At 68.3% G+C, this 23,581-nt stretch carries 23 protein-coding genes and 1 tRNA gene; 11 read left to right on the top strand and 13 right to left on the bottom strand.

Annotation, left to right across the window (positions count from 1 at the left end; genetic code table 11):
• Positions 1 to 109: 109 nt before the first annotated feature.
• From ACSZL9_RS13790 to ACSZL9_RS13760, 7 genes are all read right to left on the bottom strand, one after another.
• The gene (locus ACSZL9_RS13790; RefSeq protein ID WP_446666079.1) at positions 110 to 1,204 is read right to left on the bottom strand and encodes an MFS transporter; all 1,095 of its coding nucleotides are present in this window, start codon (positions 1,202 to 1,204) and stop codon (positions 110 to 112) included.
• Positions 1,113 to 1,868: a DedA family protein gene (locus ACSZL9_RS13785; RefSeq protein ID WP_446666078.1), complete on the bottom strand. Its 756-nt coding sequence runs from the start codon at positions 1,866 to 1,868 to the stop codon at positions 1,113 to 1,115. Before ACSZL9_RS13785 ends, ACSZL9_RS13790 begins: the two co-directional genes overlap by 92 nt.
• On the bottom strand, positions 1,865 to 2,695 hold the full coding sequence (locus ACSZL9_RS13780) for an ABC transporter permease (protein ID WP_446666077.1): 831 nt from the start codon (positions 2,693 to 2,695) through the stop codon (positions 1,865 to 1,867). The genes ACSZL9_RS13785 and ACSZL9_RS13780 overlap by 4 nt, the downstream gene beginning before the upstream one ends.
• Positions 2,692 to 3,456, bottom strand: a complete 765-nt coding sequence (locus tag ACSZL9_RS13775) for an ABC transporter ATP-binding protein (protein WP_446666076.1) — start codon at positions 3,454 to 3,456, stop codon at positions 2,692 to 2,694. Before ACSZL9_RS13775 ends, ACSZL9_RS13780 begins: the two co-directional genes overlap by 4 nt.
• The gene (locus ACSZL9_RS13770; RefSeq protein ID WP_446666075.1) at positions 3,453 to 4,271 is read right to left on the bottom strand and encodes an alpha/beta hydrolase; all 819 of its coding nucleotides are present in this window, start codon (positions 4,269 to 4,271) and stop codon (positions 3,453 to 3,455) included. The genes ACSZL9_RS13775 and ACSZL9_RS13770 overlap by 4 nt, the downstream gene beginning before the upstream one ends.
• Positions 4,272 to 4,345: 74 nt before the next feature.
• A complete protein-coding gene (locus ACSZL9_RS13765) occupies positions 4,346 to 5,017 on the bottom strand; it encodes a response regulator (protein ID WP_446666074.1) in 672 nt (223 codons plus the stop codon).
• Entirely contained in the window at positions 5,014 to 6,297 is a 1,284-nt protein-coding gene (locus tag ACSZL9_RS13760) for a sensor histidine kinase (protein WP_446666073.1), read from the bottom strand. Before ACSZL9_RS13760 ends, ACSZL9_RS13765 begins: the two co-directional genes overlap by 4 nt.
• Before the next feature lie 52 nt (positions 6,298 to 6,349).
• Here ACSZL9_RS13760 and ACSZL9_RS13755 point away from each other — a divergent pair, with 52 nt between their 5' ends.
• Both ACSZL9_RS13755 and ACSZL9_RS13750 read left to right on the top strand, forming a co-directional pair.
• A complete protein-coding gene (locus ACSZL9_RS13755; RefSeq protein ID WP_446666072.1) occupies positions 6,350 to 7,351 on the top strand; it encodes an ArsA-related P-loop ATPase in 1,002 nt (333 codons plus the stop codon).
• On the top strand, positions 7,348 to 8,514 hold the full coding sequence (locus tag ACSZL9_RS13750; protein ID WP_446666071.1) for an ArsA family ATPase: 1,167 nt from the start codon (positions 7,348 to 7,350) through the stop codon (positions 8,512 to 8,514). The genes ACSZL9_RS13755 and ACSZL9_RS13750 overlap by 4 nt, the downstream gene beginning before the upstream one ends.
• A 226-nt stretch (positions 8,515 to 8,740) precedes the next feature.
• On the opposite strand, the gene ACSZL9_RS13745 is transcribed toward ACSZL9_RS13750, so the two are convergent.
• Positions 8,741 to 9,055, bottom strand: coding sequence for a WhiB family transcriptional regulator (locus ACSZL9_RS13745; RefSeq protein ID WP_446666070.1), 315 nt, complete (start codon positions 9,053 to 9,055; stop codon positions 8,741 to 8,743).
• 215 nt (positions 9,056 to 9,270) lie between these two features.
• On the opposite strand from ACSZL9_RS13745, the gene ACSZL9_RS13740 reads away from it, so the two are divergent.
• Positions 9,271 to 11,682, top strand: a complete 2,412-nt coding sequence (locus tag ACSZL9_RS13740) for a transglycosylase domain-containing protein (RefSeq protein ID WP_446666069.1) — start codon at positions 9,271 to 9,273, stop codon at positions 11,680 to 11,682.
• Between the two features lie 561 nt (positions 11,683 to 12,243).
• On the opposite strand, the gene ACSZL9_RS13735 is transcribed toward ACSZL9_RS13740, so the two are convergent.
• Positions 12,244 to 12,696, bottom strand: coding sequence for a GatB/YqeY domain-containing protein (locus ACSZL9_RS13735; protein ID WP_446666068.1), 453 nt, complete (start codon positions 12,694 to 12,696; stop codon positions 12,244 to 12,246).
• 74 nt (positions 12,697 to 12,770) lie between these two features.
• Here ACSZL9_RS13735 and ACSZL9_RS13730 point away from each other — a divergent pair, with 74 nt between their 5' ends.
• The 3 genes from ACSZL9_RS13730 (at position 12,771) to ACSZL9_RS13720 (ending at position 14,696) form a co-directional block, all read left to right on the top strand.
• On the top strand, positions 12,771 to 13,709 hold the full coding sequence (locus tag ACSZL9_RS13730; RefSeq protein WP_446666067.1) for a metallophosphoesterase: 939 nt from the start codon (positions 12,771 to 12,773) through the stop codon (positions 13,707 to 13,709).
• Positions 13,706 to 14,440: a fructosamine kinase family protein gene (locus ACSZL9_RS13725; RefSeq protein WP_446666066.1), complete on the top strand. Its 735-nt coding sequence runs from the start codon at positions 13,706 to 13,708 to the stop codon at positions 14,438 to 14,440. Before ACSZL9_RS13730 ends, ACSZL9_RS13725 begins: the two co-directional genes overlap by 4 nt.
• Positions 14,441 to 14,619: 179 nt before the next feature.
• Positions 14,620 to 14,696: transfer RNA gene (locus tag ACSZL9_RS13720), tRNA-Pro, on the top strand.
• Between the two features lie 281 nt (positions 14,697 to 14,977).
• On the opposite strand, the gene ACSZL9_RS13715 is transcribed toward ACSZL9_RS13720, so the two are convergent.
• Positions 14,978 to 16,372: a hypothetical protein gene (locus ACSZL9_RS13715; protein ID WP_446666065.1), complete on the bottom strand. Its 1,395-nt coding sequence runs from the start codon at positions 16,370 to 16,372 to the stop codon at positions 14,978 to 14,980.
• Positions 16,373 to 16,442: 70 nt separating this feature from the next.
• The gene (locus tag ACSZL9_RS13710) at positions 16,443 to 16,868 is read right to left on the bottom strand and encodes a hypothetical protein (RefSeq protein WP_446666064.1); all 426 of its coding nucleotides are present in this window, start codon (positions 16,866 to 16,868) and stop codon (positions 16,443 to 16,445) included.
• A 314-nt stretch (positions 16,869 to 17,182) separates the two neighbouring features.
• Between ACSZL9_RS13710 and ACSZL9_RS13705 the strand changes: the two genes are divergently transcribed.
• The 3 genes from ACSZL9_RS13705 to ACSZL9_RS13695 all read left to right on the top strand — a co-directional run bounded on the left by ACSZL9_RS13705 (position 17,183) and on the right by ACSZL9_RS13695 (position 18,956).
• Complete coding sequence (locus tag ACSZL9_RS13705; RefSeq protein WP_446666063.1) at positions 17,183 to 17,767, top strand: PIG-L deacetylase family protein; 585 nt, start codon at positions 17,183 to 17,185, stop codon at positions 17,765 to 17,767.
• A gap of 68 nt (positions 17,768 to 17,835) precedes the next feature.
• Positions 17,836 to 18,339: an OsmC family protein gene (locus ACSZL9_RS13700; protein ID WP_446666062.1), complete on the top strand. Its 504-nt coding sequence runs from the start codon at positions 17,836 to 17,838 to the stop codon at positions 18,337 to 18,339.
• Between the two features lie 17 nt (positions 18,340 to 18,356).
• Positions 18,357 to 18,956 carry a hemerythrin domain-containing protein gene (locus ACSZL9_RS13695; protein WP_446666061.1) on the top strand — a complete coding sequence of 200 codons (600 nt, stop codon included), beginning with the start codon at positions 18,357 to 18,359 and terminating at the stop codon, positions 18,954 to 18,956.
• An 80-nt stretch (positions 18,957 to 19,036) separates the two neighbouring features.
• Here ACSZL9_RS13695 and ACSZL9_RS13690 read toward each other — a convergent pair whose 3' ends face one another.
• Both ACSZL9_RS13690 and ACSZL9_RS13685 read right to left on the bottom strand, forming a co-directional pair.
• Positions 19,037 to 21,133: a chloride channel protein gene (locus ACSZL9_RS13690; protein ID WP_446666060.1), complete on the bottom strand. Its 2,097-nt coding sequence runs from the start codon at positions 21,131 to 21,133 to the stop codon at positions 19,037 to 19,039.
• Positions 21,130 to 21,669 (bottom strand): MarR family transcriptional regulator, encoded by a 540-nt coding sequence (locus ACSZL9_RS13685; RefSeq protein WP_446666059.1) that lies wholly within the window; start codon positions 21,667 to 21,669, stop codon positions 21,130 to 21,132. The genes ACSZL9_RS13690 and ACSZL9_RS13685 overlap by 4 nt, the downstream gene beginning before the upstream one ends.
• Positions 21,670 to 21,767: 98 nt before the next feature.
• Between ACSZL9_RS13685 and ACSZL9_RS13680 the strand changes: the two genes are divergently transcribed.
• Both ACSZL9_RS13680 and ACSZL9_RS13675 read left to right on the top strand, forming a co-directional pair.
• Positions 21,768 to 22,526 (top strand): SCO family protein, encoded by a 759-nt coding sequence (locus ACSZL9_RS13680; RefSeq protein ID WP_446666058.1) that lies wholly within the window; start codon positions 21,768 to 21,770, stop codon positions 22,524 to 22,526.
• The gene (locus ACSZL9_RS13675; RefSeq protein ID WP_446666057.1) at positions 22,523 to 23,476 is read left to right on the top strand and encodes a cytochrome c oxidase assembly protein; all 954 of its coding nucleotides are present in this window, start codon (positions 22,523 to 22,525) and stop codon (positions 23,474 to 23,476) included. The genes ACSZL9_RS13680 and ACSZL9_RS13675 overlap by 4 nt, the downstream gene beginning before the upstream one ends.
• Positions 23,477 to 23,581 lie beyond the last annotated feature (105 nt).

Here is a 23,581-nt window from a genome sequence, read left to right as displayed (position 1 = left end):
ATGTGAGGTTGGTGGAGAGGGTTGAGGTGGCCGAGGAGGTCGTGAGGCACGAGCGACCGTCTCGAGGCCCCGGTCCTCTCGAGACACCCGCTCGTCCCTCACGGGTTCCTCAAGGACCTCGTGCAACCCAGGCGCCACCGATGCTGAACGGCACTGTCGCGACGAGCAGCACCACCGGGATCGTCCACCAGTGCGCCAGACCGCCGACGAGCGCGAAGCTGGTGATCGCACCCACTTCCCCGACGACGCCGCCGACGGACGTGACCGTTGCCCGGGACGCTCCGCGGATCTGGTGCTGCAACCGGTTCTCCTGTGCGACATAGACATTCGTCACCAGCCCGTATGCCGCCGCCACCAACACGACAGCTGCCACGCCCGCGCCGAGTGAGCCGGTGCGGGCAGCCAGCGCGCCGACCACGAACCCGGCACCGCCGAGAGCCACCAGCAACGGCACCTTCCGCAGGTTCGTCGCCGGGGAGCGTGCGGCCAACGCCGTCCCGAGCGCCTGCGCCGCCGCGGTGATCGCCACCGCGACGGTCACCAGCACCGGCGAGAACCCGGCTGCTGCGAAGAACAGGGAGAAGTATTCGTCGAACGCCACCAGCGCCACGACCGCGGCGATGGTCAGGATCGTCCGGCGCAGCGGCGGTGAATCGCGCACCTCACGCAGACCGTCCCGCAACTGGGCCAGGTAGTGCCGCTCGGCGACCTTCTCCTGCCGACGGGCCGGCGGCAGGAGGAGTGTCAGGGCGGTGTGCAGCGCGGCCACGCCGACGCTCGCGATACCGACGGCGCGGTAGCCGCCGAGCGTCAGCAGCGGTCCGGCCAGCAGCATTCCGGCCATGATGGCGATGACCGCCGCGGTCTCGGCGTGCGTCCGCACCTTGTCGTAGGACGCCTCGTCCCCGGTCGAGGCCAGCTCGTCATACACGAGTGCCTCGAAGGTTCCGGACATCAGCGACGAGGAGACTCCCCACAGCACGAAGCCGACCAGGAAGCCCCAATACGCAGGAAACAGAAGCCAACTGGTGAATCCAGCGGTATAGAGCACGCCGGATACGCCGAGCAGCGCACGTCGATCGATGGTGTCGGCCAGCGCACCCGACGGCACCTCACAGACGAACGACGTGATCGACCAGAGGACGAAGAGCGTCCCCTGTGCCGTTGCGTCCACCCCGTGCGCGGCGAAGTAGAGCGGGCTCACCGCGAAGAACGCGATGCACTCGCGGCTCGCCCGGAAGGCGGCCGCTCGGATCGTCAGTGATCGGACTCAATGATGTCGGCGCATGCCCACGACGATACGGACTCGGCCGGCGCGACGCACCCGGAATCCAGCGACGGCGCAGCCACCGGACGAGCTTGGCCAGCGCGGTCAGGACGGTCAGCGACACTGCTGCGACGACGATGGGTCCGGCACCGGTGAGCGCGCCCACGGTCGCCCCGATCCCGATCATGTATGCCGCCCACATCGACGCACCGCAGGCGCTCGCAGCGAAGAACCGCGCGGGCGCCATACGCGTGGCGCCGGCGAGGAAGGTGATCGCGACCCGCCAGCCGGGCAGCAGCCGAGCCGACAGGATCAGCGGCGCCCCACGGCGGTTCAACTCGACGCCGGTGCGCTCGAGCACGCGCGCCACCCAGGCACGTCGCTGCCAGGCGAAGCGTCGCGTCCCGATGCCGCGTCCCAGGAAGTAGGTGATCACGTCGCCCAGGAACGCGCCGGCCGCTGCCAGCGCCCACAGGCCGACGACCGCCGCCCACCCGTGTGCCATCGCACCGGGCGCGTGCGCCAGCAGCACGGCCTCGCTGGGCACCGGCGGCACGATGCCGTCGGCGACGACCAGTAGGAACAACACCACGAGGCTCACCGCGACAACCTCCGCAGCCGCAGCAGCGCGAGCGGCATACAGACCGCGGTGATCGCGACCGGCCACGCGATCGCCATCGCCGTCGCGTGCTCGGCGACCCACGAGGTCGTCGCCGCGGAGGGGCTGCCGAAGAGGTGTCGGGTCGCAATCACGGTGGCGGACAACGGATTCCAGCGTGCGATGCCGGCGAGCGCGTCCGGCATCAGGTCGGTCGGTATGACGGTGTCGGCCACCATCGCCAGCGGGAAGAGCAGCGAGAAATACTTCATCGCAGCCTCGGGGCCGCTGACCAGCAGCCCGAGCAGGATCCCGATCCAGGAGAACGCGAGCCGCAGCAGCGCGAGCAGACCGAATGCGGCGAGTGCTCCGAGACCGCCGTGCCACTGCCAGCCGAGGAGCGACCCGAGACCCATCACGATCGCGAGTTCGACTGTGGCAGTGAGCAAGTCGGCGAGCGAGCGACCGGCGAGCATCGCGGCGGGTGACATCGGCAGGGACCGCATCCGGTCCAGCACTCCCCCACGCACGTCGGCCGCGACCGAGATCGTGGTGTTGCCGATCCCGAACGCCATGGTCAGCGCGAAGAGCCCGGGCAGCAGGAACTCGCGGTACTCCGTCCCGGGCAGGGTCATCGCCGCTCCGAGCGCGTCACCGAAGACGAAGCCGAACATCGCGACCGCCATCACCGGGATGAGCAACGTGCCGAGCAGCTCGTCGGGTCGCCGGACCAGTCGCATCAGGTGCCGGCGGGTGACGGCCCACGTGTCGGCGACGAACCACACCGTCGGCGCGGACAGTTTGAGCGCGGGCATCGAGACGGTGGTCATCGCACGGCCTCCTGCAGGTTCGGTCCGCCGGTCAGCTCCAGGAACGCGTCGTCGAGGCTGCCGCCGACGCGCGCCTTCAGCTCGTCGGGCGAGCCTTCGGCGACGATCCGGCCGTGGTCCATCACCGAGATGCGGGAGCACAGCCGGTCGGCCTCCTCGAGGTATTGCGTGGTGAGCAGGACCGTGGTGCCGGCCTCGGCGAGCTCGCGCACCGCGTCCCAGACCTCGCCGCGGCTGCGCGGATCGAGCCCGGTGCTCGGCTCATCGAGGAAGAGCACGCGGGCGTCGCGGATCATGCTGACCGCGAGGTCGAGCCGCCGCCGCATGCCGCCGGAGTAGTGCCGGACGGGGCGGTCGGCTGCCGCCTGCAGCCGGAAGCGCTCGAGGAGTTCGTCGGCGCGGGTCCGTGCAGCTCGGGTGCGCAGGTGGTGCAGCCGGCCGAACAACTCGAGGTTCTGCCGGCCGGTCAGCACCTCATCGAGCGCCGCGTACTGCCCGGCGACGCCGATACGTGCCCGGACGCCGGCGGGGTCACGCGCCACGTCGTGCCCGGCTACAACGACCCGGCCGGCGTCGAAGCGCTGCAGCGTCGACAGGATCTGTATGGCGGTGGTCTTGCCCGCTCCGTTCGGACCGAGCAGGCCGTGCACGGTGCCGGGCGTGACGGCCAGGTCCAGCCCGTCCAGCACCACGCCCCGCCCCGGAAAGCTCTTGCGCAGGCCCTCGCAGAGGACCGCCGGTTCGCAACTCAGCAGTCTCATGCCACGGCCTCCATCCGAGTCGCATCGGCCGGGACCACGTCCGCGCCCGGACCTGCGACGCCCACCGCGCCGGGTGGCGTCACGTCGTCATACCGACCGACAGCGATGCGTGCGATGTTGCGCAACGACTCGCTGCCCTCGGTGTAGTAGCCGCAATGCCCGGTGATGTCGCCGGTGCCGAATCGCGTTGCGTTCATTGCCGAATGGAGCGGCGGACGCCCCAGCCCGAGCCGCCCGATGCGACCGTGCGGGAAGAAGCGGATCCAGTCCGACTCGGTCTGCGCCGCCCACACGCGGGTGCCGGTGCCGAGGTCGTCGCTACGCCAGACGCCCATGCCGGCGCTGCCGAGCGCGACGCAATCCTCGGCCCGAGCGGTCGGCAGCGCCAACCCGCAGACCGCGCTGCCGTAGCTGTGCCCGATCAACGTCAAGTGCGCCGACCGCGGCAGGTAGTGCGTGAGCCGGGCCAGGTCCGCAGCGCCCTCGCGGGCGTAGCTGTTGGAGAAGGCCGACGCCATACCGGCCGGCGTGCGGTAGCCGACCCAGACGACCACGGCGACCCGCTCGTCCGGTGCCAGCGCGGCCATCATGCGCAGCACCTGCTCGCCGCGTGCCCGCGGGCTGACCGGGCCGCGGTCGGTGAAGTAGTTGCCCAGGTGGTGGCCGTTGCCGGGTATGACGACGGCGATGTGGTCGGCCAGCGTGACGTCGCCGAACGCCTCGACGATGCGCGCCCCGCCCGGACGGTCGCACGCCAGCAGCTGGTGGCCGTCGACCTCGTGCATTCGATAGTGAAGTGCCGTTGCGGTGTTCATGCCGGGAAAACTATGGAGCAGGTTCCGCCCCACGCGTCACACCGCGGAGCCAAAAACAGACCCCTACCCGGGTATCACTCGCCCGGCGTGACCAGCCCCGACTCGTAGGCGAAGACGACCGCCTGGGCGCGGTCGCGCAGGTCGAGCTTGGTGAAGACCCGGCTGACGTGGGTCTTGACGGTCTGCTCGGCGACGAAGAGCTGGTGGGCGATCTCGGAGTTGGAGCTGCCGCGCGCGACCAGGGTGAGCACCTCGGTCTCCCGCTCGGTCAGGGCGTTCAGCCGCAACGACGGCTTGCTGCGCCCGGCGGGCCGACGCTGCGCGAAGTCGGCGATCAGCCGCCGGGTGATCGACGGGGCGAGCAGTGCGTCGCCGGCCGCGACGACGTGCACCGCGGAGATCAGGTCGGCCGGCGGGGCGTCCTTGAGCAGGAAGCCGCTGGCACCGGCCCGCAACGCCTCGTAGACGTAGTCGTCGACGTCGAACGTGGTCAGCATGAGCACGCGCGTGTGGTCGGCCAGTCCCGGTGACGCCACAATCCGCCGCGTCGCCTCAAGGCCGTCCAGCTTCGGCATCCGCACGTCCATCAGCACCACGTCCGGCCGGCTGCGGCGTGCCAGTGCGACGCCCTCGTCGCCGTCTGCCGCCTGCCCGACCACGTCGATGTCCTCCTGGGCATCGAGCAGGGCTGCGAAGCCGGCGCGCACCATGGCCTGATCGTCGACGACAATGACGCGCGTGGTCACGTGGATTCCTTTGCTGTCAGCGGGATTTCGGCGGCCACCCGGAAGCCGCCGTCGGGTTGCGGACCGGTCTCGAGGGTGCCGTCGACCAGGCGCACGCGCTCGCGCATGCCGACCAGGCCGTGCCCGGTGTCGCCGCGCTCGAGCGGTCGGGTGGGCGGCTGCGGGGACGCATCGTTGACGACGAGCACCTCGAGTCGGTCGTCGTCCGTCGACAGCGTCACCCGGGTCGGTGCGCCCGGTGCGTGCCGCACGACGTTGGCGAGCGCCTCCTGCACGATGCGGTATGCCGACAGGCCCACCGCCTCGGACACCTGCGCCTCGTGCACCTGCCTCTCGAATGACGCGAATTCGACTGGGACGCCTGCACGTTCGGTCGCCTCGACGAGATGACCGATGTCGGTCAGCCCCGGCTGCGGAGCCAACTCCCCGGTGGCCTCCTCGTGCCGCAGCACCCCGAGCAGCCGGCGCATCTCCCCGAGCGACTCGCGTGCGGTGGCCGCGATCGAGGTGAATTCGTCGCGCACTTCCGGCGCCACCCCCTCCAGTCGGTATGGCGCCGTCTCAGCCTGCACCGTGATCATCGACATGTGGTGGGCGACCACGTCGTGCAGCTCCCGCGCGATCCGGGCGCGTTCCTCCAGCAGCGTCCGGTGGCTGCGCTCGGCCTCGCTGATCGTCTCCTGCTCGGCGAGCCGGCGCTGCGCGTCATACCGCTCGCGGAGCGCGGCACCCAGCACAAGCGCTACAGCGCTGAGGACGATGACCACGACACTCGTGTCAGGCGTGTTCGCGGGTGCGAGAAGGGTGAGGACGGTGCCGGCAGCCGCCGTCGCTAGCCACACCGTCAGCAGGATGCGCCGTGACTCGCGCAATCCGAGGGCGAGGCAGAGAGCGACATACCCGACGATCTCCATGGGCGGGAAGGGCCATGCGGAGTCCCTGAAACCGGTCGTGAGCAGGATGAGCGCTCCGACGATGTCCGCGGCGAAGATGACGCACCAGGCCTGCAGGGGGCGCACCACGGCGAGCGCGAGCGGTGCGGTCTGCACCACGGCCAAGATGCCTGCGATCCCGTCGTTGAGCCGGTAGTCGTCGCCCAGCACACCGATCGTGACGGGCAGCAGGACGATGACGAGCACGAACGCCACGGCCCACGGCAGCAGGCGGACCCACGGACGCGACGCCTCGGAGAGCAGCGCGTCCGAGTGACCCTGCTCGACCGACGACATACGTGCAGCGTAGGTGAGCAGTCCCGCCGCGGCGTCACCCTGCAGTAGCACCTACCCGGGTATGACGCGCCGGTCACACCCGCAGCCCCGATACCGTGAACGCATGAAGACCGGTGATTTCGACGACGTGCGGCTGCACGTCGTGACGGGCAAGGGCGGCACCGGCAAGACGACCGTTGCGGCCGCCCTGGCGATGGCGCTGGCCACCGACGGCAAGCGCGTCCTGCTGGTCGAGGTCGAGGGGCGCCAAGGCATCAGCGGCGTCTTCGACGTGCCGCGCCTGGGCGACGACGAGGTGCAGGTCGCGACCGGGCCGGGCGGCGGCCAGGTGATGGCGCTGTCGGTCGACCCGAAGGCCGCGCTGCTCGAATACCTGCAGATGTTCTACAAGCTCGGGTTGGCCGGCGGGATGCTCGAGCGCTTCGGCGTCATCGACTTCGCCACCACGATCGCGCCGGGGCTGCGCGACGTGCTGCTGATCGGCAAGGTCTACGAGGCGGTCCGCCGCCGCCCGAGCCGGCGCGGCACCCGCAGCCCCCATCTGTATGACGCCGTCGTCCTCGACGCACCACCGACCGGCCGGGTGGGCCAGTTCCTCGGCGTCAACCATGCGATGTCCGGGCTGGCCAAGATGGGCCCGATCAAGAACCAGGCCGACGCGATCACCGCGATGCTGCAGTCGTCGCAGACGGTGGTGCACCTGGTGACGTTGCTGGAGGAGATGCCGGTGCAGGAGACCGTGGAGGCGGCCACCGAGTTGCGTGGCCTGTCGCTGCCGTTGGGGTCGGTGATCATCAATCAGGAGGTCGCTCCCCCGGTGAGCGAGCACACCCTGGCGCTGCTCGGTGCCGACAACTTCGATGCCGAGCCACTGACCGTCGACCTCGGCGCTGTGGGCCTGCGCGTCGGCCCGCGCATGGTCCGCGGCCTTACCCAGACCGGCGTCGACCTCACCCAGCGGCTGGCGCTGCAGGACCGCGAGCGGCAGACCCTGGCCGGGCTCGACCTGCCGACATACCACCTGCCACTGGTGCCGGGTGGCATGGACGCGGGCGGTCTGCTGGAGTTGTCGGCGACCGTCACCGACCAAGGAGCCGCGGTATGACGCGGCCACCGCTGCTCGACATCGACCAGTTGCTGCAGGACGACTCCGTCAGCACCATCGTGTGCTGCGGCTCCGGCGGCGTCGGCAAGACCACCACGGCGGCCGCGATCGCCATACGGGCGGCGGAGCAGGGTCGCGCGGTCGCGGTACTGACGATCGACCCGGCCAAGCGCCTCGCGCAGGCGCTCGGCCTGGAGCACCTCGACAACGAGCCGGCGCCGGTCGAGAAGATCGACGACACCAACGGCGGCTCGTTGGACGCGATGATGCTCGACATGAAGCGCACGTTCGACGAGCTGGTGCTGCGGCACTCTGCTCCGGACAAAGCGCAGCAGATCCTGGAAAACCCCTTCTACCAAGCGGTTTCGAGCTCTTTCGCGGGCACGCAGGAATACATGGCGATGGAGCGGCTGGGCCAGCTGCACGCCGAGCAGGTCGACGGTGACGCGCGCTGGGACCTCATCGTGGTCGACACTCCGCCGTCGCGGTCTGCGCTGGACTTCCTGGACGCGCCCAAGCGGCTCGGGTCCTTCCTGGACGGCAAGTTCATCCGGTTGCTGATGTCACCGGCCAAGGCCGGCGGGCGGGCCTACCTCAAATTCATGTCGGTCGGCGTCAACACGGTGACCGCGGTGATGTCCAAGGTGCTCGGCGCCCAGATGCTGCGTGACGCGCAGACCTTCGTCGCGGCGCTGGACTCGATGTTCGGCGGCTTCCGCGAGCGCGCCGACGAGACGTATGCGCTGCTGAGCGACGAGGCCACGGCATTCGTGGTCGTCGCCACCCCGGAGCGTGACGCGCTGCGTGAGGCGTCGTTCTTCGCCGGCCGCCTGGCCACCGAACGTATGCCGCTGGCCGGCCTCGTCGTCAATCGGGTCGAGCAGACGCACGTGCCTTCGTTGCGGGAGGGCCGGGCCGAAGCCGCGGCCGAGGAAGCCGACGCGCTCGATGCGCGGGAGGGCGAGGGCTGGCAACCGGCGGACACCGCCGGGCTGCTGCGGCTGCACGCCGAACACGCCGCGCAGGCGGGCCGTCAGGAGGCAGCGATCGGCAGGTTCACCGCCGCGCACCCCACGATCCCGCAGGTGATCGTGGCTGCATCGGCGGAGGACGTCAACGACGTGGAGCAGCTGCGCGGTATCGGTGCACAGCTCGCCCGCTAGAGCTGGTTGAGCCTGTCGAAACCACGGTCGTTGAGCTTGTCGAAACGACACCCGGACCTCGACAAGCTCGGCCACCTCGGGTGTGACCTCGACAAGCTCGGCCACCTCGGGTGTGACCTCGACAAGCTCGGCCACCTCGGGTGTGACCTCGACAAGCTCGGCCACCTCATATTCAAGGTGGTTGAGGAGCGAGGAACGAGCGTCTCGAAACCCCCGCCTCAATCGCTCAGTCGGCGGACTTGGCCTCGTCGGCGCGCGCCATCTTGAACAGCTGTGCCCAGGAGGGGACGTCGGGTCGGCGGCGCAGCAGTGCCCGGCGCTCACGCTCGGTCATGCCACCCCAGACGCCGTACTCGGTGCGGTTGTCCAGTGCGTCCGCCAGACACTCTGCGACAACGGGACACCGCTGGCAGATGACCTTGGCGGACTGCTGCGCAGCCCCCTTGGCGAAGAGTTCGTCCGGAGACGCCCCTGTGCGGCATACAGCGCGCGCCGCCCAGTTCTCGTCCCAGGTCGCCTTCTCGGGCATCACAGCAGTCATGTTCTCGCTCTCGGCCTTCCCCGCCCATGTTCTGTTTCACGCCCCCCGCGTGTGTCTCGGATCACGGTATTGATCCGGAGCACCGCCCGCTAGATGTCCGGGGAACTATTTCCAAATAGTCATTTCGAACTATACGTGTGCCGTCAACGGCTCGTCTATGATGCACGGCCCGTCGGATGCGACCGATGACAGTTCGGGCGGTTACCCTGCCAGGCATGCGTGTTGCTTCTCGTCTCGGCGCCGTCTTCAGTCTGCTCGGAGCGTTCGTCGCCACGGCGGTCGCGATGGGACTGATCGTCGCGTGCCTCTTCCTGCCCGCGGTCGGCGCGGCGGGTCAGGCGACCAACGGCGGCGTGAAGCTCTTCAACGACATGCCCGGGTCGTTCGCGATGAACCCCCTGGCGCAGCAGTCACGCATCCTGGCCAGCGACGGCACCGTGCTTGCGACACCGTTCAACCAGAACCGCATCGTGGTGCCGTTCAGCAAGATCTCCAAGAACATGAAGAACGCCCAGGTCGCGATCGAGGACGAGCGCTTCTACGAGCACGGCGCGATCGACTCCACGGGCCTCTTCCGCGCTATCGGCTCCAACATCTTCAGCAACGGCACGCAGGGCGCGTCGACGCTGACCCAGCAATACGTCAAGATCGCCATCCAGAACGAAGCGATCAACTCCGGCAACACCGAGAAGGCCAAGCGCGCCGTCAGCCGCACCGGCATGGAGGGCTACGTCCGCAAGCTGCAGCAGCTGAAATACGCGGTGTCGCTGGAGCAGAAATACACCAAGGACCAGATCCTCGACGGTTACCTCAACCTCGTCTACTACGGCGGTCAGGCGTATGGCGTGGAGGCCGCGGCCCGCCAATACTTCGGCGTGCACGCCTCGGAGCTGAACCTGCCGCAGTCCGCGCTGCTGGCCGGCATCGTCAACGAGCCGGGCAACCTGGACCCCTTCACCAACGCCAAGGGTGCGACCGCGCGTCGCAACGTCGTGCTGGCGAAGATGTATCAGCAGAAGATGATCACCCGCGATCAGATGATCAAGGCCCAGAACACCAAGCTGGACCTCAACCCGCACCCGGTGAAGTCCAACAGTTGCGCCAACTCCAAATACGCCTACTTCTGCTACTACGTGATCGACTGGCTGCAGAAGCAGCCGTCGCTCGGCAAAACACCCAAGGAGCGGATGGCGACCCTGGAGAGTGGTGGCCTGACGATCCAGACCAGCTTCAACCCGAAGATGGCCGACGTCATCAACAAGCAGATCCGCAAGAAGATCCCGCAGGGCAACAAGGCGGGCGTCGATTCTGCCGCTGTCATCATCCAACCCGGCACCGGCCTGGTGCTGGCCAGCGGACAGAACACCAAATACTCCAACTCACCGGGCAACGGCACGAGCGCCACGAACTTCGTGGACCCGGACGGCGGTTACGCATACGGTTCGACCGCCAAGATCTTCGCGGTGATCACGGCACTGGAGAAGGGCTGGTCACCGGACAAGAAGATCGAGGTGCCGTCATACAACGGCAAGTCCAGTGCCGGAGCACCCGCGCACATCTTCACCAACGAAGAGATCCCCGGCCGCTGCGGACTGGGCGGCGACAAGTGGCCGCTGCCCAACGACGCCCCGAAGCCACCTGCGGGCAGCGACATGTCGCTCACCGACGCGACCGCCCAGTCGGTCAACACCGTGTTTGCCAAGATCGTGGGTGAGCTCGGGGCCTGCGAGGTCTTGAAGACGACATCGAAGTTCGGTGTGAAGGACGGCAGCGGCAGACCAATAACGTCCACGATCTCCTCGATCACGTTGGGCTCGTCCAACACGACACCGATCAACCTCGCCAACGCCTACGCCACCGTCGCGTCCGGCGGGATGTACTGCCCGCCGCGCCCCGTCGTGTCCATCAAGAACGGCAGCGGTAAGAAGCTCAAGCTCTCCGGCACCCAGTGCAAGCGGATCGTGAGCAAGAAGGTCGCGGCCGAGACGACCAAGATCTTCAAGTCGGTCATCACCGACCCGAAGGGCACCACCCACGGCGACATCCAGCTCGACGGCGACCGTCCGTCAGCCGGCAAGACCGGCACCGAGGACGGGTCGAGGAACCTCTGGTTCGTCGGTTACACCCCGCAGATCGCGACCGCAGTCTGGGTCGGTCACCACGCGGCTCCCAAGGACCTGAAGAACGTCACCCTCGCCGGTCACCGCTACACCAGCCCTGGCGGCGGCTACGTCTTCGCCGGTGACCTCGCGGCGCCGATCTGGAAGGACATCATGGACGGCGCCCTGAAGGGCAAGCCGATCAAGCACTTCATGAAGCCGGACGGCACGACGCCGAAGGACTCGCCGTCGCCGAAGACGAGTGAGAAGACCACGACGTCCAACCCGCCGACATACTCCGGACCTGTCTCGGGCCCGGCCTCGGCGACGACCGTGCCGCAGACGTGGCAACCGTCGACGACGCGCACCTACGTGCCGCCGGCTCCCAAGACGACGCAGCCGCCCAAGACGACGCAGCCTCCGAAAACCACGCAGCCGCCCAAGACGACCGAGCCGCCGAAAACGACTGAGCCGCCGAAGAAGACGAACCCGCCCAAGCACACCGGCCCGCCGCCGAAGGAGAAGTGACCAACGAAGCCCCTCCCGTATGACGGGAGGGGCTTCGTCGTGAGAGGTGGCCGAGGAGCGAGGAACGAGCGTCCCGAGGTCCCCTCCTTTCGAGACGTTCGCTCGTGCCTCACGAACTCCTCAAGGACCTCCACTTGAGGTGGCCGAGGAGCGAGGAACGAGCGTCCCGAGGTCCCCTCCTTTCGAGACGTTCGCTCGTGCCTCACGAACTCCTCAAGGACCTCCACTTGAGGTGGCCGAGGAGCGAGGAACGAGCGTCCCGAGGTCCCCTCCTTTCGAGACGTTCGCTCGTGCCTCACGAACTCCTCAAGGACCTCCACTTGAGGTGGCCGAGGAGCGAGGAACGAGCGTCCCGAGGTCCCCTCCTTTCGAGACGTTCGCTCGTGCCTCACGAACTCCTCAAGGACCTCCACTTGAGGTGGCCGAGGAGCGAGGAACGAGCGTCCCGAGGTCCCCTCCTTTCGAGACGTTCGCTCGTGCCTCACGAACTCCTCAAGGACCTCCACTTGAGGTGGCCGAGGAGCGAGGAACGAGCGTCCCGAGGTCCCGCCCGAGCGACGCTCAGCCCTGCAGCGCCTGCTTGACCGAGGCGGCGACCCGGCCGCCCTCGGCACGACCGGCGACCTTCGGCTGCACGGCCTTCATGACCTGGCCCATGCCCGCCATACCCTGCGCACCGGTCTCGCTGATCGCCTCGGCAACAAGAGCTGAAAGTTCCTCATCGCCCAACTGCTTGGGGAGGTATTCCTCGAGCACGGCCAGCTCGGCGCGCTCGCTCTCGGCCAATTCGGCGCGGCCGGCGCCGTCATACGCCTCGGCCGCTTCGCGGCGCTTCTTGGCCTCCTTGGCGAGCACCTGCTGCACCTCGTCCTCGGAGAGCTCCTTGGCCTCCTTGCCGGCGACCTCGGCGTTGGTGATCGCGGCCATCGCCATCCGCAGTGTCGAGGTGCGCACCTTGTCGTGTGCGCGGAGGGCGGCGGTCATGTCCTCACGGAGGCTCTGCTTGCTCGTCATACGGGTCAGTGTCCCACTGCGTGCAGACCCGCCTGCCACACGGACATCGAAGTGGCGACACAATTGGCAGCGTCATGGATGCACTCACGAGGACCGCGGCCGCGATCGCCGGCGCTGGGATCGGCACGCTCGCATGGGCATCCCTGGTCGAGCGGCACCTCTACACACTGCGGCGCTTCACGCTCCCGGTGCTGGCACGCGGTGCCCGCCCGCTGCGGGTGCTGCAGGTGAGCGATCTGCACCTGGTGCCGCGGCAGGAGCGTCGCATCGAGTGGGTGCGCGGACTTGCAGCGTTGGAGCCGGATTTCGTCCTCAACACCGGTGACAATTGCTCCGACCTGCATGCGGTGCCGGCCGTGTTGCGGGCGATGGAGCCGCTGCTGGAGTTCCCGGGTGCGTTCGTTCTCGGGTCGAACGACTACTACGCGCCCGCGCCCAAGAATCCGCTGAAGTATGTCGGAGTCGGCGCACCGCACAAGCGCGGCGCGGACCTCGAAGTGCCGACCCTGCCGGTCGACGAGCTGGTCGCCGCCTTCAAGCGCGGCGGTTGGACCGATCTCGACAACGTCCGGACGAAGCTCGAAATCACCGGTACGCCAGTCGAATTCGTCGGAGTCAACGATCCGCACATCGCGTTGGACGACTACCCGTCGGTGGCCGGTCGCGCAGCTGACGATGTGGTCGCGACGGTTGGGGTGGTGCACGCGCCATACGTGCGGGTGCTGGACGCGATGACGGCCGACGGTGCACGGCTGATCCTCGCCGGGCACACCCACGGCGGCCAGGTGTGCGTGCCGTTCCACGGTGCGCTGACGACCAACTGCGACCTGGACAACGCTCGTGCCAAAGGGGTTTCGCGGTGGTGGCCGGGTGCGTCGGGGCATCGGGATGCGGATGCGCCCGCGGACGCCGCGTGGTTGCACGTGTCCGCTGGCCTGGGCCACAACAAGTACAACCCGGTGCGGCTTGCCTGCCGCCCGGAGGCGACGCTGCTGACGCTGGTGCCGCGATGAGTTTCGTCAAGCACGCAGCTTCGCCGCGAGCCGCTTCCTGGGAGGCGGCCGGGCTCGAGTGGTTACGCGCAGCGGACGGTGCGCCGGTCGTCGACGTGGAGTCGATTGACGGCAGTGACCTTGTGCTGCAACGACTTTCGGCTGCATCACCGTCGAGCGCCGACGCCGAGGACTTCGGACGGGCACTCGCCGCCACCCACACGGCAGGCGCTACGGCGTATGGCGTCGGACCCGACACCTGGGACGGTGACGGCTACCAAGGACCTGCCGACGACCTGCTGTCGCTGCCCCTTGCGTCCTACGACTCGTGGGGCGCGATGTATGCCGAGCTCCGCGTCGCACCACTTGCGGACCGGGCGGGGCTGAGCTCGGCAGCCGCACCGTTGCTGACCCGTCTGAGGGATGGCGAATTCGACGAATCCTGCGCCGCCCCAGCCCGATTGCACGGCGATCTCTGGGCCGGGAACGTCCTATGGACCCCCGACGGCGCGGTCCTCATCGATCCCGCCGCGCACGGCGGTCATCCGGAGTCGGATCTGGCGGCGCTGGCTCTCTTCGGAGCGCCGCATCTGGAGCGAATCCTCGCGGCATACAACGAGGTTGCGCCGTTGCACGACGGCTGGCGTGACCGGGTCCCGCTGATGCAACTGCACCTGGTGCTGCTGCACGCCGTCCTCTTCGGCGGCGGGTATGTCGAGCAGTCTCGCCAGATCCTGCGCCGCTACGCCTGAGGCGTAGCCCCGCCGGTCGAGACCGCTACAACACGCTGATCGAGTGCCGGGGGAGCGCAGCGGAGGAGGTGTATCGAGATCGAGTGCCCGAGTTGATCGACCCGATTGGGCGAAACGCCGCGACGCCTTGTATCGTTACTTCTCGCTGCGTGCATCCACCGGGTGCCCGCGGCATGCCACGGGGTGTGGCGCAGCTTGGTAGCGCGCTTCGTTCGGGACGAAGAGGTCGCAGGTTCAAATCCTGTCACCCCGACCAAATTTTCCGTCAGCTTGCTGGCGGATTTTTTGTGTCGGGAGACACGATGCCGGGAGCGCGTGCACGGTCCGACGCAGGAGGAGCGTCACGCGCGGCTCCTGTCACCCCGACAACAGTGAAACCGCCGACACTGTCGGCGGTTTTCTCGTACCAGACGTCACCTGCATCGTTGACCCGCTGAGTGGGTCAACGATGCAGGGGTCTCGGCAGCCGTTCCGCTGTGGTGCTCGCTGTGCAGGTGCGGAGACGTCAGGTCGTGCCGGGGCACCGACCGCTGACGGCTACGCGCTGACCTTCGCCCGCCGGCGCGCGCTGCGCTCACCGCGCTGCTCACGAGAGGCGAACTGCTCGACGTGCCGTGCCGCGATGTAGAGACCTTCGCGGTTCAGGTGCCGCGAATACCGCGCGTCCAGATAGAGCACCGGTATGTCGCCGGCGACCTGCTGCAGGGCGGGCCGCAACAGGTGCTTGATCGGGCCCGACCCGCCGCCATACACGTAGACGACCTCGGTGGTCGCACCCGCTTGTGCCACGACGTCCGCGAAGCGGCTGGCGATCTCGGCCACCAGATAACGCGCCTCGTCCTCGACGAAGTCCCTCGCCCGGTTGTAGCGGCCACGCTGCAGCACCGACGGACGCTGCTGCAGGAAGTCCGCCAACTGCTTGCGGCTGGTGAACGCCAGCTGCTTGTCCGACTCGCTCATCCGCTCCATCGCGTTCATCAGCGCGGTGCCGTAGCCCTGCTCGAGCGTGATAGCAGCCTCTGCGTTGAAGCGGCCGTCGGTGAAGACCGGGAAGTTGACGGTGCCCTCGCCGACGTCGACGCCGATGGTGTTGCGCACGTCCACCAGGTCGGCTGCGGTGATGCCCTCCGGCAGGGGGTCCGGGTCGCTGGCCCGCAGGTCGTCCAGCAACGCCTGTGCCAGCGGCTCACCCTTGTCGGTGATCGCGAACTGTGCCGACGCGCCCTCGGCGAGGACCTGCACGTCGATGAAGCGCAACCGCACCGTGACCGGGGTGCTGAAGTTCTTGATCGTCACCGAGTGCACGATCGGGCGTGCCCCACTCTGCGACCCGGTGAACTCGGCAGCGAACGTGTGCCGCCGCTGCACGTATTCGCTGATCGGCAACGCCAAGCCGGCCCGCACATCGACCTGCAGGTCACGCTCGGGCAGCACCCCGTGCGCGGCGACGTAGTCGCGCAATGCCTTCGCGGCGAAGACACCCAGCACGAGCACCGCGCTCAGCTCCTGGTCCGCCTTCGACCGCTTGCCGAGCACCTCGAACTCGGTGAACTTGCTGCCCCGCACGGACAGCGCCGAACGGCCGAAGATCCGCCGATCGGTATGTCCGACAAGGGGACTGGTCAGGGAGCAGTCCAGTCGGTTGTAGAAGTCGTCACCGTCTCCGGGGCCTCCCCCGTTGATGACTGCGACCACGTCGGAGTCGGCCAGCGGCACCTTCGGGGTGGATCGGCTCGTCGAGACCACCGCAGACGGCAGATCGATCTCGTCGAAGACGGCCTCGCCGCCGACCTCACCGCGGATGACGCCCTTGAGATAACCGTTGCCGACGTCGATGCCCCCGGTCAGGGTCGTGCCGTCGTCGGCGCTCGCGCTGCTGGTGCTCGTGCTGGTCGCTGCGCGCTTCGTGCTGGTGGCGCTGTGTTTCGCCATTCCTCATTCGTCCTTTTCTCGATGTGGGTTGGTTCAAGGGACGCCGGTCAGCAGACACCGGCTCAGCTCGTCACTGCCGGGTGCTGCTCATGATCTCGTCGATCGAATACTGCTTCTGCGGCTTGGGATTCGGCTTCGGCGCTCGTGCCGGCGGGTCACTCTTCGCGCCCGTGCCCGTGCTTCGGCCGGAGTCTCGCCTGACCGGCTCACGGGCCGCCGGGGCTGCCGCAGGTGGGGCAACGGTCTCACGTGCGTCAGGCTCCGCCGGAGCCGGACGCGCGGGTTCGGCCGCCTGCCGGCCACGACGTGGCAGCTGATCGACCGGCCGCGTCAGCACGTCGGTGTAGCCGTCGCGCTCAATGGATGCGCGCACCAACATGCGCAGCGATATCGAAGGGTTCTCCTGCAGCTCGAGCCATCGCAACACCGACGTGTCGGACGCCGGCACCGTGATGCGCAGGCGATGTGGCGGATCACTCCGCGAACGCGGACTCATCCCGAGACCACCCACCTGTTCGCGGCTACATCACATGCCATGTAGTCGGTTCCTCTCTCTGGTTTCGCACGCTCACCAATGCGTCGTGACAAGGTCATGGGTGACCTCGAACAGCGTTGCGGCACAAATGATCCGGAGCGGGCCAGCAAAGGCCACGGGGTATGCCGCAAGAGGTCACCCAGGAGAAATTTCTATCGGATTTGCCGCCCTCGGGGGCGGTTTCGGGCCTATCGATGACCTGAACGTGACCAAATCCGGACCAACACGTGGTCTGCGTCGAAATAAGCCGACCCGCCCGAGCCGGCAGCAGTAGCGTGCTGCGCACTGCGGCTTCATGCAGGTATGGCGCCGTCGTCAGCGTGCGATTCACCGACGTGGTCGACCGCGTCTCGGCGACGATCGACACGTTCCGGCCCGACCTGATCGTGACACTCGACGGCTCGGACGGCCATCGCGATCACGCACGCACTCGAGACGCCGCGGTGGCGGCGGGCCGGGAGCACGGCATACCCGTGTGGCTGCACTGCCTGCCCCAGCACCTGATGCAGCGCTGGGCGGAGCACCTGGCACGTGACACACCGGACTCGCCATACCTCGATCTCGCCGAGCTGGGCACACCGGACGACCTGCACACCATGCACATCGACACCGCCGAGCACTACGCGCGGAGGCAAGCGGCGATCGCCTGTCACCGCTCGCAGACCTCACCCTTCGAGGCGCTGCCGGAGGAGCTTCGGCGCGAGTTCCTCACCACCGAGCATCTGCGTCACGCAGGCCCGGCCGACCCGGACCGCGCACGCCACCGGCACGGCCGCGACACCTGCTTCTGGGACCAGGTCGAGTGCCGCTGGTCCTGCCACCCGGCGTCGACCAGCCATCAGCCGACCGCGGCGGTATGACGGTTCACCGCGGGGCCACGGCGTGGACAGCCTGAACATCCACGAGCATCCGGTCGCACAATGACCGCATGGATGCGAATGAACTGCGCGCAGCACAGGCACCGCTGAAGGAGCGCTACCGGGAGTCCGCCGAGACTGCAGTGACGCCGGTCGCCGCAACGGGTGACGGCAGCGGTCCGGCCCCGTCCTTCTCGGTGCAGCAGACCGGAGCGGTCACCCGGGCGGGGCTGCACCGCGCAACCGGCGGCGACGGGTCCGACGCCTGCTCCGGCGACATGCTGCTCGAAGCGGTCCTCGCCTGCGCGGGCGTGACCTTGCGGGCCGTCGCGACCGCGTCCGGCCTGGACCTGAAGTCTGTCGACGGCACCGCCAACGCCACGTTCGACGCCCGCGGCACCCTGGGTGTCGACCGTGAAGCACCGGTCGGGATCCAAGACCTGGCAGTCGAATTCACCGTCGACACCGATGCCACCGACAAGCAGCTCGCGCGGCTGGGGCAGATGACCGAGCGCTACTGCGTCGTCGGCCAGTCGCTGGCGCAGCCACCGACGATCACCGTGCGACGCGCGTAGTGGCGTAACTTCGGGCCATGGACATCACCGAGATCATCCAACAGCAGCACGACGAGCAGCGGCGCGGCTTCGCGATGCTCGAGGAGTGGCCACGCAGCGATACCGACGGTCTGGCCGCGATGTGGCGCCGTCTGGCGATCCTGTTGGAGAACCACGCGGACGCCGAGGAGCGCTACTTCTATCCGGAGCTGCTCAAGCTCGGCACCGGCGCTGCGGATGCGCCGGACGCGGCGGACGAGACCGACGACGCCATCGGCGACCACAACAACATCCGTATGGCGATCCGCAAGGCCGACCGTGCCACGACCGGCTCGGAGGAGTGGTGGACAGCCGTCACCGACTGCAACGTCTACAACAGCCGGCACATGGGCGAGGAAGAACGCCAGGACCTGGCCGACTTCCGACAGCAGGCCAGCTTGCAACTGCGTCACGACATCGCCATACAGTTCCTGCGGATGGAGGCGATGAATGCCGCCTCCGGAGTGAAACCGGTCGACAAAGATCCCGAGCAGTACATCGAGGAGAACGAGCAGCACGGCGGCAAGGTCGCGGCTGCGAAGAAGTCGCCCGGCGCGCCACGCCATTCGAAGACCGCCAGCGACGAAGCGTCTGGCTGACGATCCCCACGGCGGCGGAGTTCGCCAACACCGGGTATGTCGCGAGCTGACCGCATGCGCGCGGGCGGTGCGTCAGCCGGTCAGGACGGGTGTGTGCCGGGGTCTGCGGCCGCGGTGCGCTGCGCGGTGACCGCGTCACCGTCGAAGAGGGGCCGTATGGCGCCCTGCTGGTCCGGGCGCACCAGCACGGTGACCAGGTCGCCGGCCTCCAGGTGCACCGCCCCCAGTCCGAGCAGCATCGCGTCGGCACGGCGGACCGCCACCACGATGACTCCGTCGGGCAGCACCTGCTCGTCGAGCCGGTGGCCCACCAGCGGAGAGCCGGCGCCGACCTGCACGTCCTGGATTCCGGCGCTGGTGGCGACCCGCGACATCCGGCGGGCGTCGGCGCGCAACGCCCGGTGGTAGGCCCGCACGATGTCACTGAACGCGACGATGCCGTGCACCTGCCGCTGGTCGTCCAGCACCGTGAGCCAGTGGACGGTCGCCGGCAGCGCATCGATCACCTGGTCCAGGGTCGCTGCGGTGTCGGTGGAAGGAGCGGTCGCGTCGACCCGTCGCCGCAACGTGCCGCCCGGGTCCTTCGCCGCCAGCACCTGCAGGTCGTCAAGGGCGACCGAGCCCAGGAAGCGCTGCTGTGAGTCGATCACCGGAGCACCCGGAATGCCTGCTGTCGAAAGGCGATCCACCGCATCGGCCAGCCGGTCGTCCTCATGCAGCACGAGCCGCGGCACCGCCATCGCCTCGGTGACGGGCACGCGCCCCAGCAACGGCAGGCCCTGTTTGAGCCGTGCCGCGACTGCCTCGTCTCGGTTCGCCAGCTGGGAGCGATAGATCGTCCGGTCGAAGTGCCGCACGATCAGGTAGGCGATCCCGACCGCCACCATCGCCGGGGCGAGGATGGTGAGGTTGCCGGTCATCTCGGCGACCATCAGCATGATCGCCAGCGGTGCGCGGGCGATGCTGCCGAAGCACGCCATCATCCCCACGATCACGAACGGCGCGGGACTGTGCGGCACGCCGGGTGCGAAGGTCTCCAGCACTCGCCATACAGCCCCGCCTGTGAAGGCCCCGATGACCATGCCGGGTCCGAAAATGCCTCCGGATCCACCGGATCCGATGGACAGGGCGGTCGCGACGATGCGTGCGAACGGCAACAGCAGGATCGTCCACAGCGGTATGTCGAGCAGGCCCTCCCGGGTCAGCGAGATCTGCACCCAGCCGTAGCCGGTGCCGAGCACCTGCGGGATCGCGAGCGCGAGCAGCCCGACGGCCAGACCGCCGGCGGCCGGCTTGACGATGGTGTTGCCGGGCAGCCGCTTCACGAGGTCGGCCACCCCGTAGAACGTCGTACTGTAGGCCAACCCGACCAGCCCGGCGACGATCCCGATGACTGCGAACCACACGAGTTGGACCGGCTGGTTGAATTCGTAACCGGAGGCGGCATACCCGAACATCGGCGAGAAGCCCTCGGCGAAGCCGAAAACCGTGTAGGCGACGATCGAGGTGACGAGCCCGGGCACCAGCGCCTCGACCTCGAAGTCGTCCTTGTAGACGATGTCCGCGGCCAGGACCGCACCGCCGAGCGGTGCACCGAAGATGGCGCCGATGCCCGACCCGATGCCGATCGACACCGCGATGCGGCCGTCCTCGGGTTTCAGGTCCAGGGTGCGTGCCAGCAGCGACCCGAACCCGGCCGAGATCTGCGCGGTCGGCCCCTCCCGACCGCCGGAGCCACCCGAGCCGATCGTGATCGCCGAGGTGATCATCTTGACCACGACGGCGCGCGCCCGGATCATCCGCGGGTTGCGATGCACGGCGTCGATCGCCGCATCGGTGCCGTGCCCCTCGGCCTCCGGCGCCAGCTTGGTCACCAGCAGTCCGGACAGCAGACCGCCGAGCGCCACCACGAGCGGGATGGCCCACCACCGCGTGAAGTGACCGGTGCCGTGTGCGCCGCCCTCGGCGGCCGCGGTGGGCACGACGTAGCCGCCGATGCCGGCGAGCAGCAGGTCCCCGGCGATCTGCAGTGCCTGGTAGAACGCGATCGCGCCGAGCCCGGCGATGACACCGATCACCGTGCCGAGGACGACCCACTTCTGCAGGTAACTGCTGCGGCGGACCCAGCCGCCGGCCGATGCGCCGGCCGAGCGTAGTTGTGTCTGGACCGCGATCATCGGGCTCGCGACGCCCGGGTCCGGTCACTGCCGTGCGCAGCCTGCACCAGCGCGCCGAGCGACATCGCGAGCTCGGCCTGGGTCTCGGGTGGGATGCTCTTGAGCAGTCGGGTGATCTCGCGCTTGCGCCGGCGGGTGCTCTGCGCGATCAGCGTGCGACCTTCCGGGCGCAGGGTCACCGTCACCTGACGGCGGTTGGTCGCATCGACGGTCCGGTCGACCAACTCCTTGGCGACCAACCGGTCGCACATGCGGGTCGCGGTGGACGGCACCACTCCGAGCGCCTCGGCCAGCTCCGCCGCGGTCATCGACCGGTGTATGTCGATCAGCACCAGCGCGCGGAACTGCGGCAGCGTGATCTCCGGCTCGAGATTGGCCAGGGCGCCTGCAGCGACAGCCACGAAGACACGGTTCGCCGCCAGGATCGCGTCGACGACCTCCGCCTGACCCGCCAGCATGCTTGCGGTGTCGTCCTCGGCGAGCTCGGCGGCGACGGAGTCGGCCATGGAGTCGGGCGCTGTCCTGGAATCATTCACAGCCGACAGCATAGAGCAACTGTTGCACCATGCATCAATAACGCATTCAGTGCGCACTCAGGCAGGCATGTGACCGTTGCTCAATGCATCGATTGCACATGGCATTGATCGGAGCTGTCGTCGTGTTGGGGCTCGCGGGATGCTCGTCCACCGCATCAACCAGCAGCCCCAACTCGAGCGCGTCGAGCCACGCATCGCTGGATCATCTTGGCACTCCGATGAATTCGGCGATCCCGAAGCGCATTCGACATCTCACGTTCACCGACACCGCCGGCCGGCAGGTGAGTCTTGCGCAGCTCGCAGGCCGCACCGTGGTGCTCTCCGACGTGATGACGCTGTGCCAGGAGACCTGCCCGATCGACACCGCCACCGTGGTGCAGACCGCACGCGCCGAAGCTCATCCGAAGTCAGGGAAACCACCGGTCTTCGTCTCGCTGACCGTCGACCCGCGCCGGGACACGACGGCACAGCTTGCGGCATACCGGCGACTGTTCACCGATCCGCCTGCGGACTGGCAGGCCTGGACGGGCAGCACCGAGAACGTCAACGCGCTCTGGGACTACTTCGGTGTATGGCGCAAGAGGGTCGCCGACGATCCGGGCCCGAAGCCACACAACTGGCGCACCGGCGCGGCGTTGACCTACGACGTGCAGCACTCCGACGAGGTCTTCTTCATCGACCCCTCCGGACACGAGCGGTTCGTGCTGGAGGGCACACCGGAGGCGACGCGGCGCAGCATGCCGACGACGCTGCTGAAATTCATGAGTGACGACGGCCGGAAGGACCTCGCGCACCCGAAAAGCACTGCCTGGACACAGAAGCAGGCCGAGACGGTGCTGCGGTCGCTGCGGTCATGAACGGCACGGGCTCGCACGGCTTCCACATGACCGGCCCGATGTGGATGCCGACGCGGCCGCCGTCGATCGGACGGATGCTGACGTGGCATCTCCAGCCGATCCCGGTCCTGGTCATGCTGGCCGTCGCCGCGGGAGTGCTCTACGGCTGGGGCGTCATACGACTGGAGCGCCGTGGCGACGGGTGGCCGGTCGGCCGCACGATCTTCTTCGCGTGCGGGATAACGTCGTTCCTGCTGATGGTCGCAACGGGGATCAACGGCTACGGCATGGAGCTGTTCAGCGTGCACATGGTGCAGCACATGACGCTCAGCATGGTGACGCCGATCCCGCTGTTGCTGGGTCGGCCCACGACACTCGCGCTGCGGGCAATCCCTGCGCGGTCGCGGACACACCACTACCTGGTGCGTTTGCTGAACAGTCATGCCCTGGCGTTCGTCACCGCGCCGGCGTTCACCATCCCGCTGTTCATACTGACGCTCTACGGGATGTACTTCACACCGGGCTTCGACTGGCTGATGGGCAATTGGATCGGCCACGACGTCATGCTCGTGCACTTCGTCGTCACCGGATATCTGCTCTTCTGGCCGATCCTCGCCTTGGATCCGTCCCCACACCGGCAACCGCCGACGCTTCGGCTGCTGGAGGCGTTCTTGCCGGTGCCCTTCCACGCGTTCTTCGGTGTCGTGGTCATGGGTATGACGACGCTGCTCACGCGCAGCTTCGCCCACCCGCCATCCGCCTGGCGCATTTCCCCCGTGCACGATCAGCAGGTTGGCGGCGGCATTGCCTGGGGATTCACCGAGCTGCCCAACCTTGCGCTGGTGCTCGCACTCGCCGTCGCCTGGGCGGCAAGCAGCAGGCACGCGGCGCGGCGGTACGACCGTTCCGAGAGTCGCAGCAACGATGCGCAACTTCGCGCGTACAACGAGTGGTTGCAGAACCTGCACTAGCTTGGCCACAGCATCGACCGCTCGACGGCCATCGGACGTCGGCGGCCCGGAACGATCGGGCCTGTTCTCCGGCGCCGGCGTCGTCGACAATGGCACGACAGAGAT

The sequence above is a fragment of the Flexivirga sp. B27 genome, from assembly GCF_052905685.1.
Note: the sequence above shows the minus strand (reverse complement) of the source record. Positions and strands in the feature narration are given on the sequence as shown.

Excerpts from the sequence above, each read along its gene's own strand:
- ACSZL9_RS13750 (WP_446666071.1), top strand. The coding sequence starts at position 7,348 with ATGACGCGGCCACCGCTGCTCGACATCGACCAGTTGCTGCAGGACGAC.
- ACSZL9_RS13690 (WP_446666060.1), bottom strand. The coding sequence starts at position 21,133 with ATGATCGCGGTCCAGACACAACTACGCTCGGCCGGCGCATCGGCCGGC.
- ACSZL9_RS13745 (WP_446666070.1), bottom strand. The coding sequence starts at position 9,055 with ATGACTGCTGTGATGCCCGAGAAGGCGACCTGGGACGAGAACTGGGCG.
- ACSZL9_RS13730 (WP_446666067.1), top strand. The coding sequence starts at position 12,771 with ATGGATGCACTCACGAGGACCGCGGCCGCGATCGCCGGCGCTGGGATC.
- ACSZL9_RS13775 (WP_446666076.1), bottom strand. The coding sequence starts at position 3,456 with ATGAGACTGCTGAGTTGCGAACCGGCGGTCCTCTGCGAGGGCCTGCGC.
- ACSZL9_RS13710 (WP_446666064.1), bottom strand. The coding sequence starts at position 16,868 with ATGAGTCCGCGTTCGCGGAGTGATCCGCCACATCGCCTGCGCATCACG.
- ACSZL9_RS13695 (WP_446666061.1), top strand. The coding sequence starts at position 18,357 with ATGGACATCACCGAGATCATCCAACAGCAGCACGACGAGCAGCGGCGC.
- ACSZL9_RS13675 (WP_446666057.1), top strand. The coding sequence starts at position 22,523 with ATGAACGGCACGGGCTCGCACGGCTTCCACATGACCGGCCCGATGTGG.
- ACSZL9_RS13700 (WP_446666062.1), top strand. The coding sequence starts at position 17,836 with ATGGATGCGAATGAACTGCGCGCAGCACAGGCACCGCTGAAGGAGCGC.
- ACSZL9_RS13735 (WP_446666068.1), bottom strand. The coding sequence starts at position 12,696 with ATGACGAGCAAGCAGAGCCTCCGTGAGGACATGACCGCCGCCCTCCGC.
- ACSZL9_RS13780 (WP_446666077.1), bottom strand. The coding sequence starts at position 2,695 with ATGACCACCGTCTCGATGCCCGCGCTCAAACTGTCCGCGCCGACGGTG.
- ACSZL9_RS13755 (WP_446666072.1), top strand. The coding sequence starts at position 6,350 with ATGAAGACCGGTGATTTCGACGACGTGCGGCTGCACGTCGTGACGGGC.
- ACSZL9_RS13725 (WP_446666066.1), top strand. The coding sequence starts at position 13,706 with ATGAGTTTCGTCAAGCACGCAGCTTCGCCGCGAGCCGCTTCCTGGGAG.
- ACSZL9_RS13715 (WP_446666065.1), bottom strand. The coding sequence starts at position 16,372 with ATGGCGAAACACAGCGCCACCAGCACGAAGCGCGCAGCGACCAGCACG.
- ACSZL9_RS13770 (WP_446666075.1), bottom strand. The coding sequence starts at position 4,271 with ATGAACACCGCAACGGCACTTCACTATCGAATGCACGAGGTCGACGGC.
- ACSZL9_RS13740 (WP_446666069.1), top strand. The coding sequence starts at position 9,271 with ATGCGTGTTGCTTCTCGTCTCGGCGCCGTCTTCAGTCTGCTCGGAGCG.
- ACSZL9_RS13680 (WP_446666058.1), top strand. The coding sequence starts at position 21,768 with ATGGCATTGATCGGAGCTGTCGTCGTGTTGGGGCTCGCGGGATGCTCG.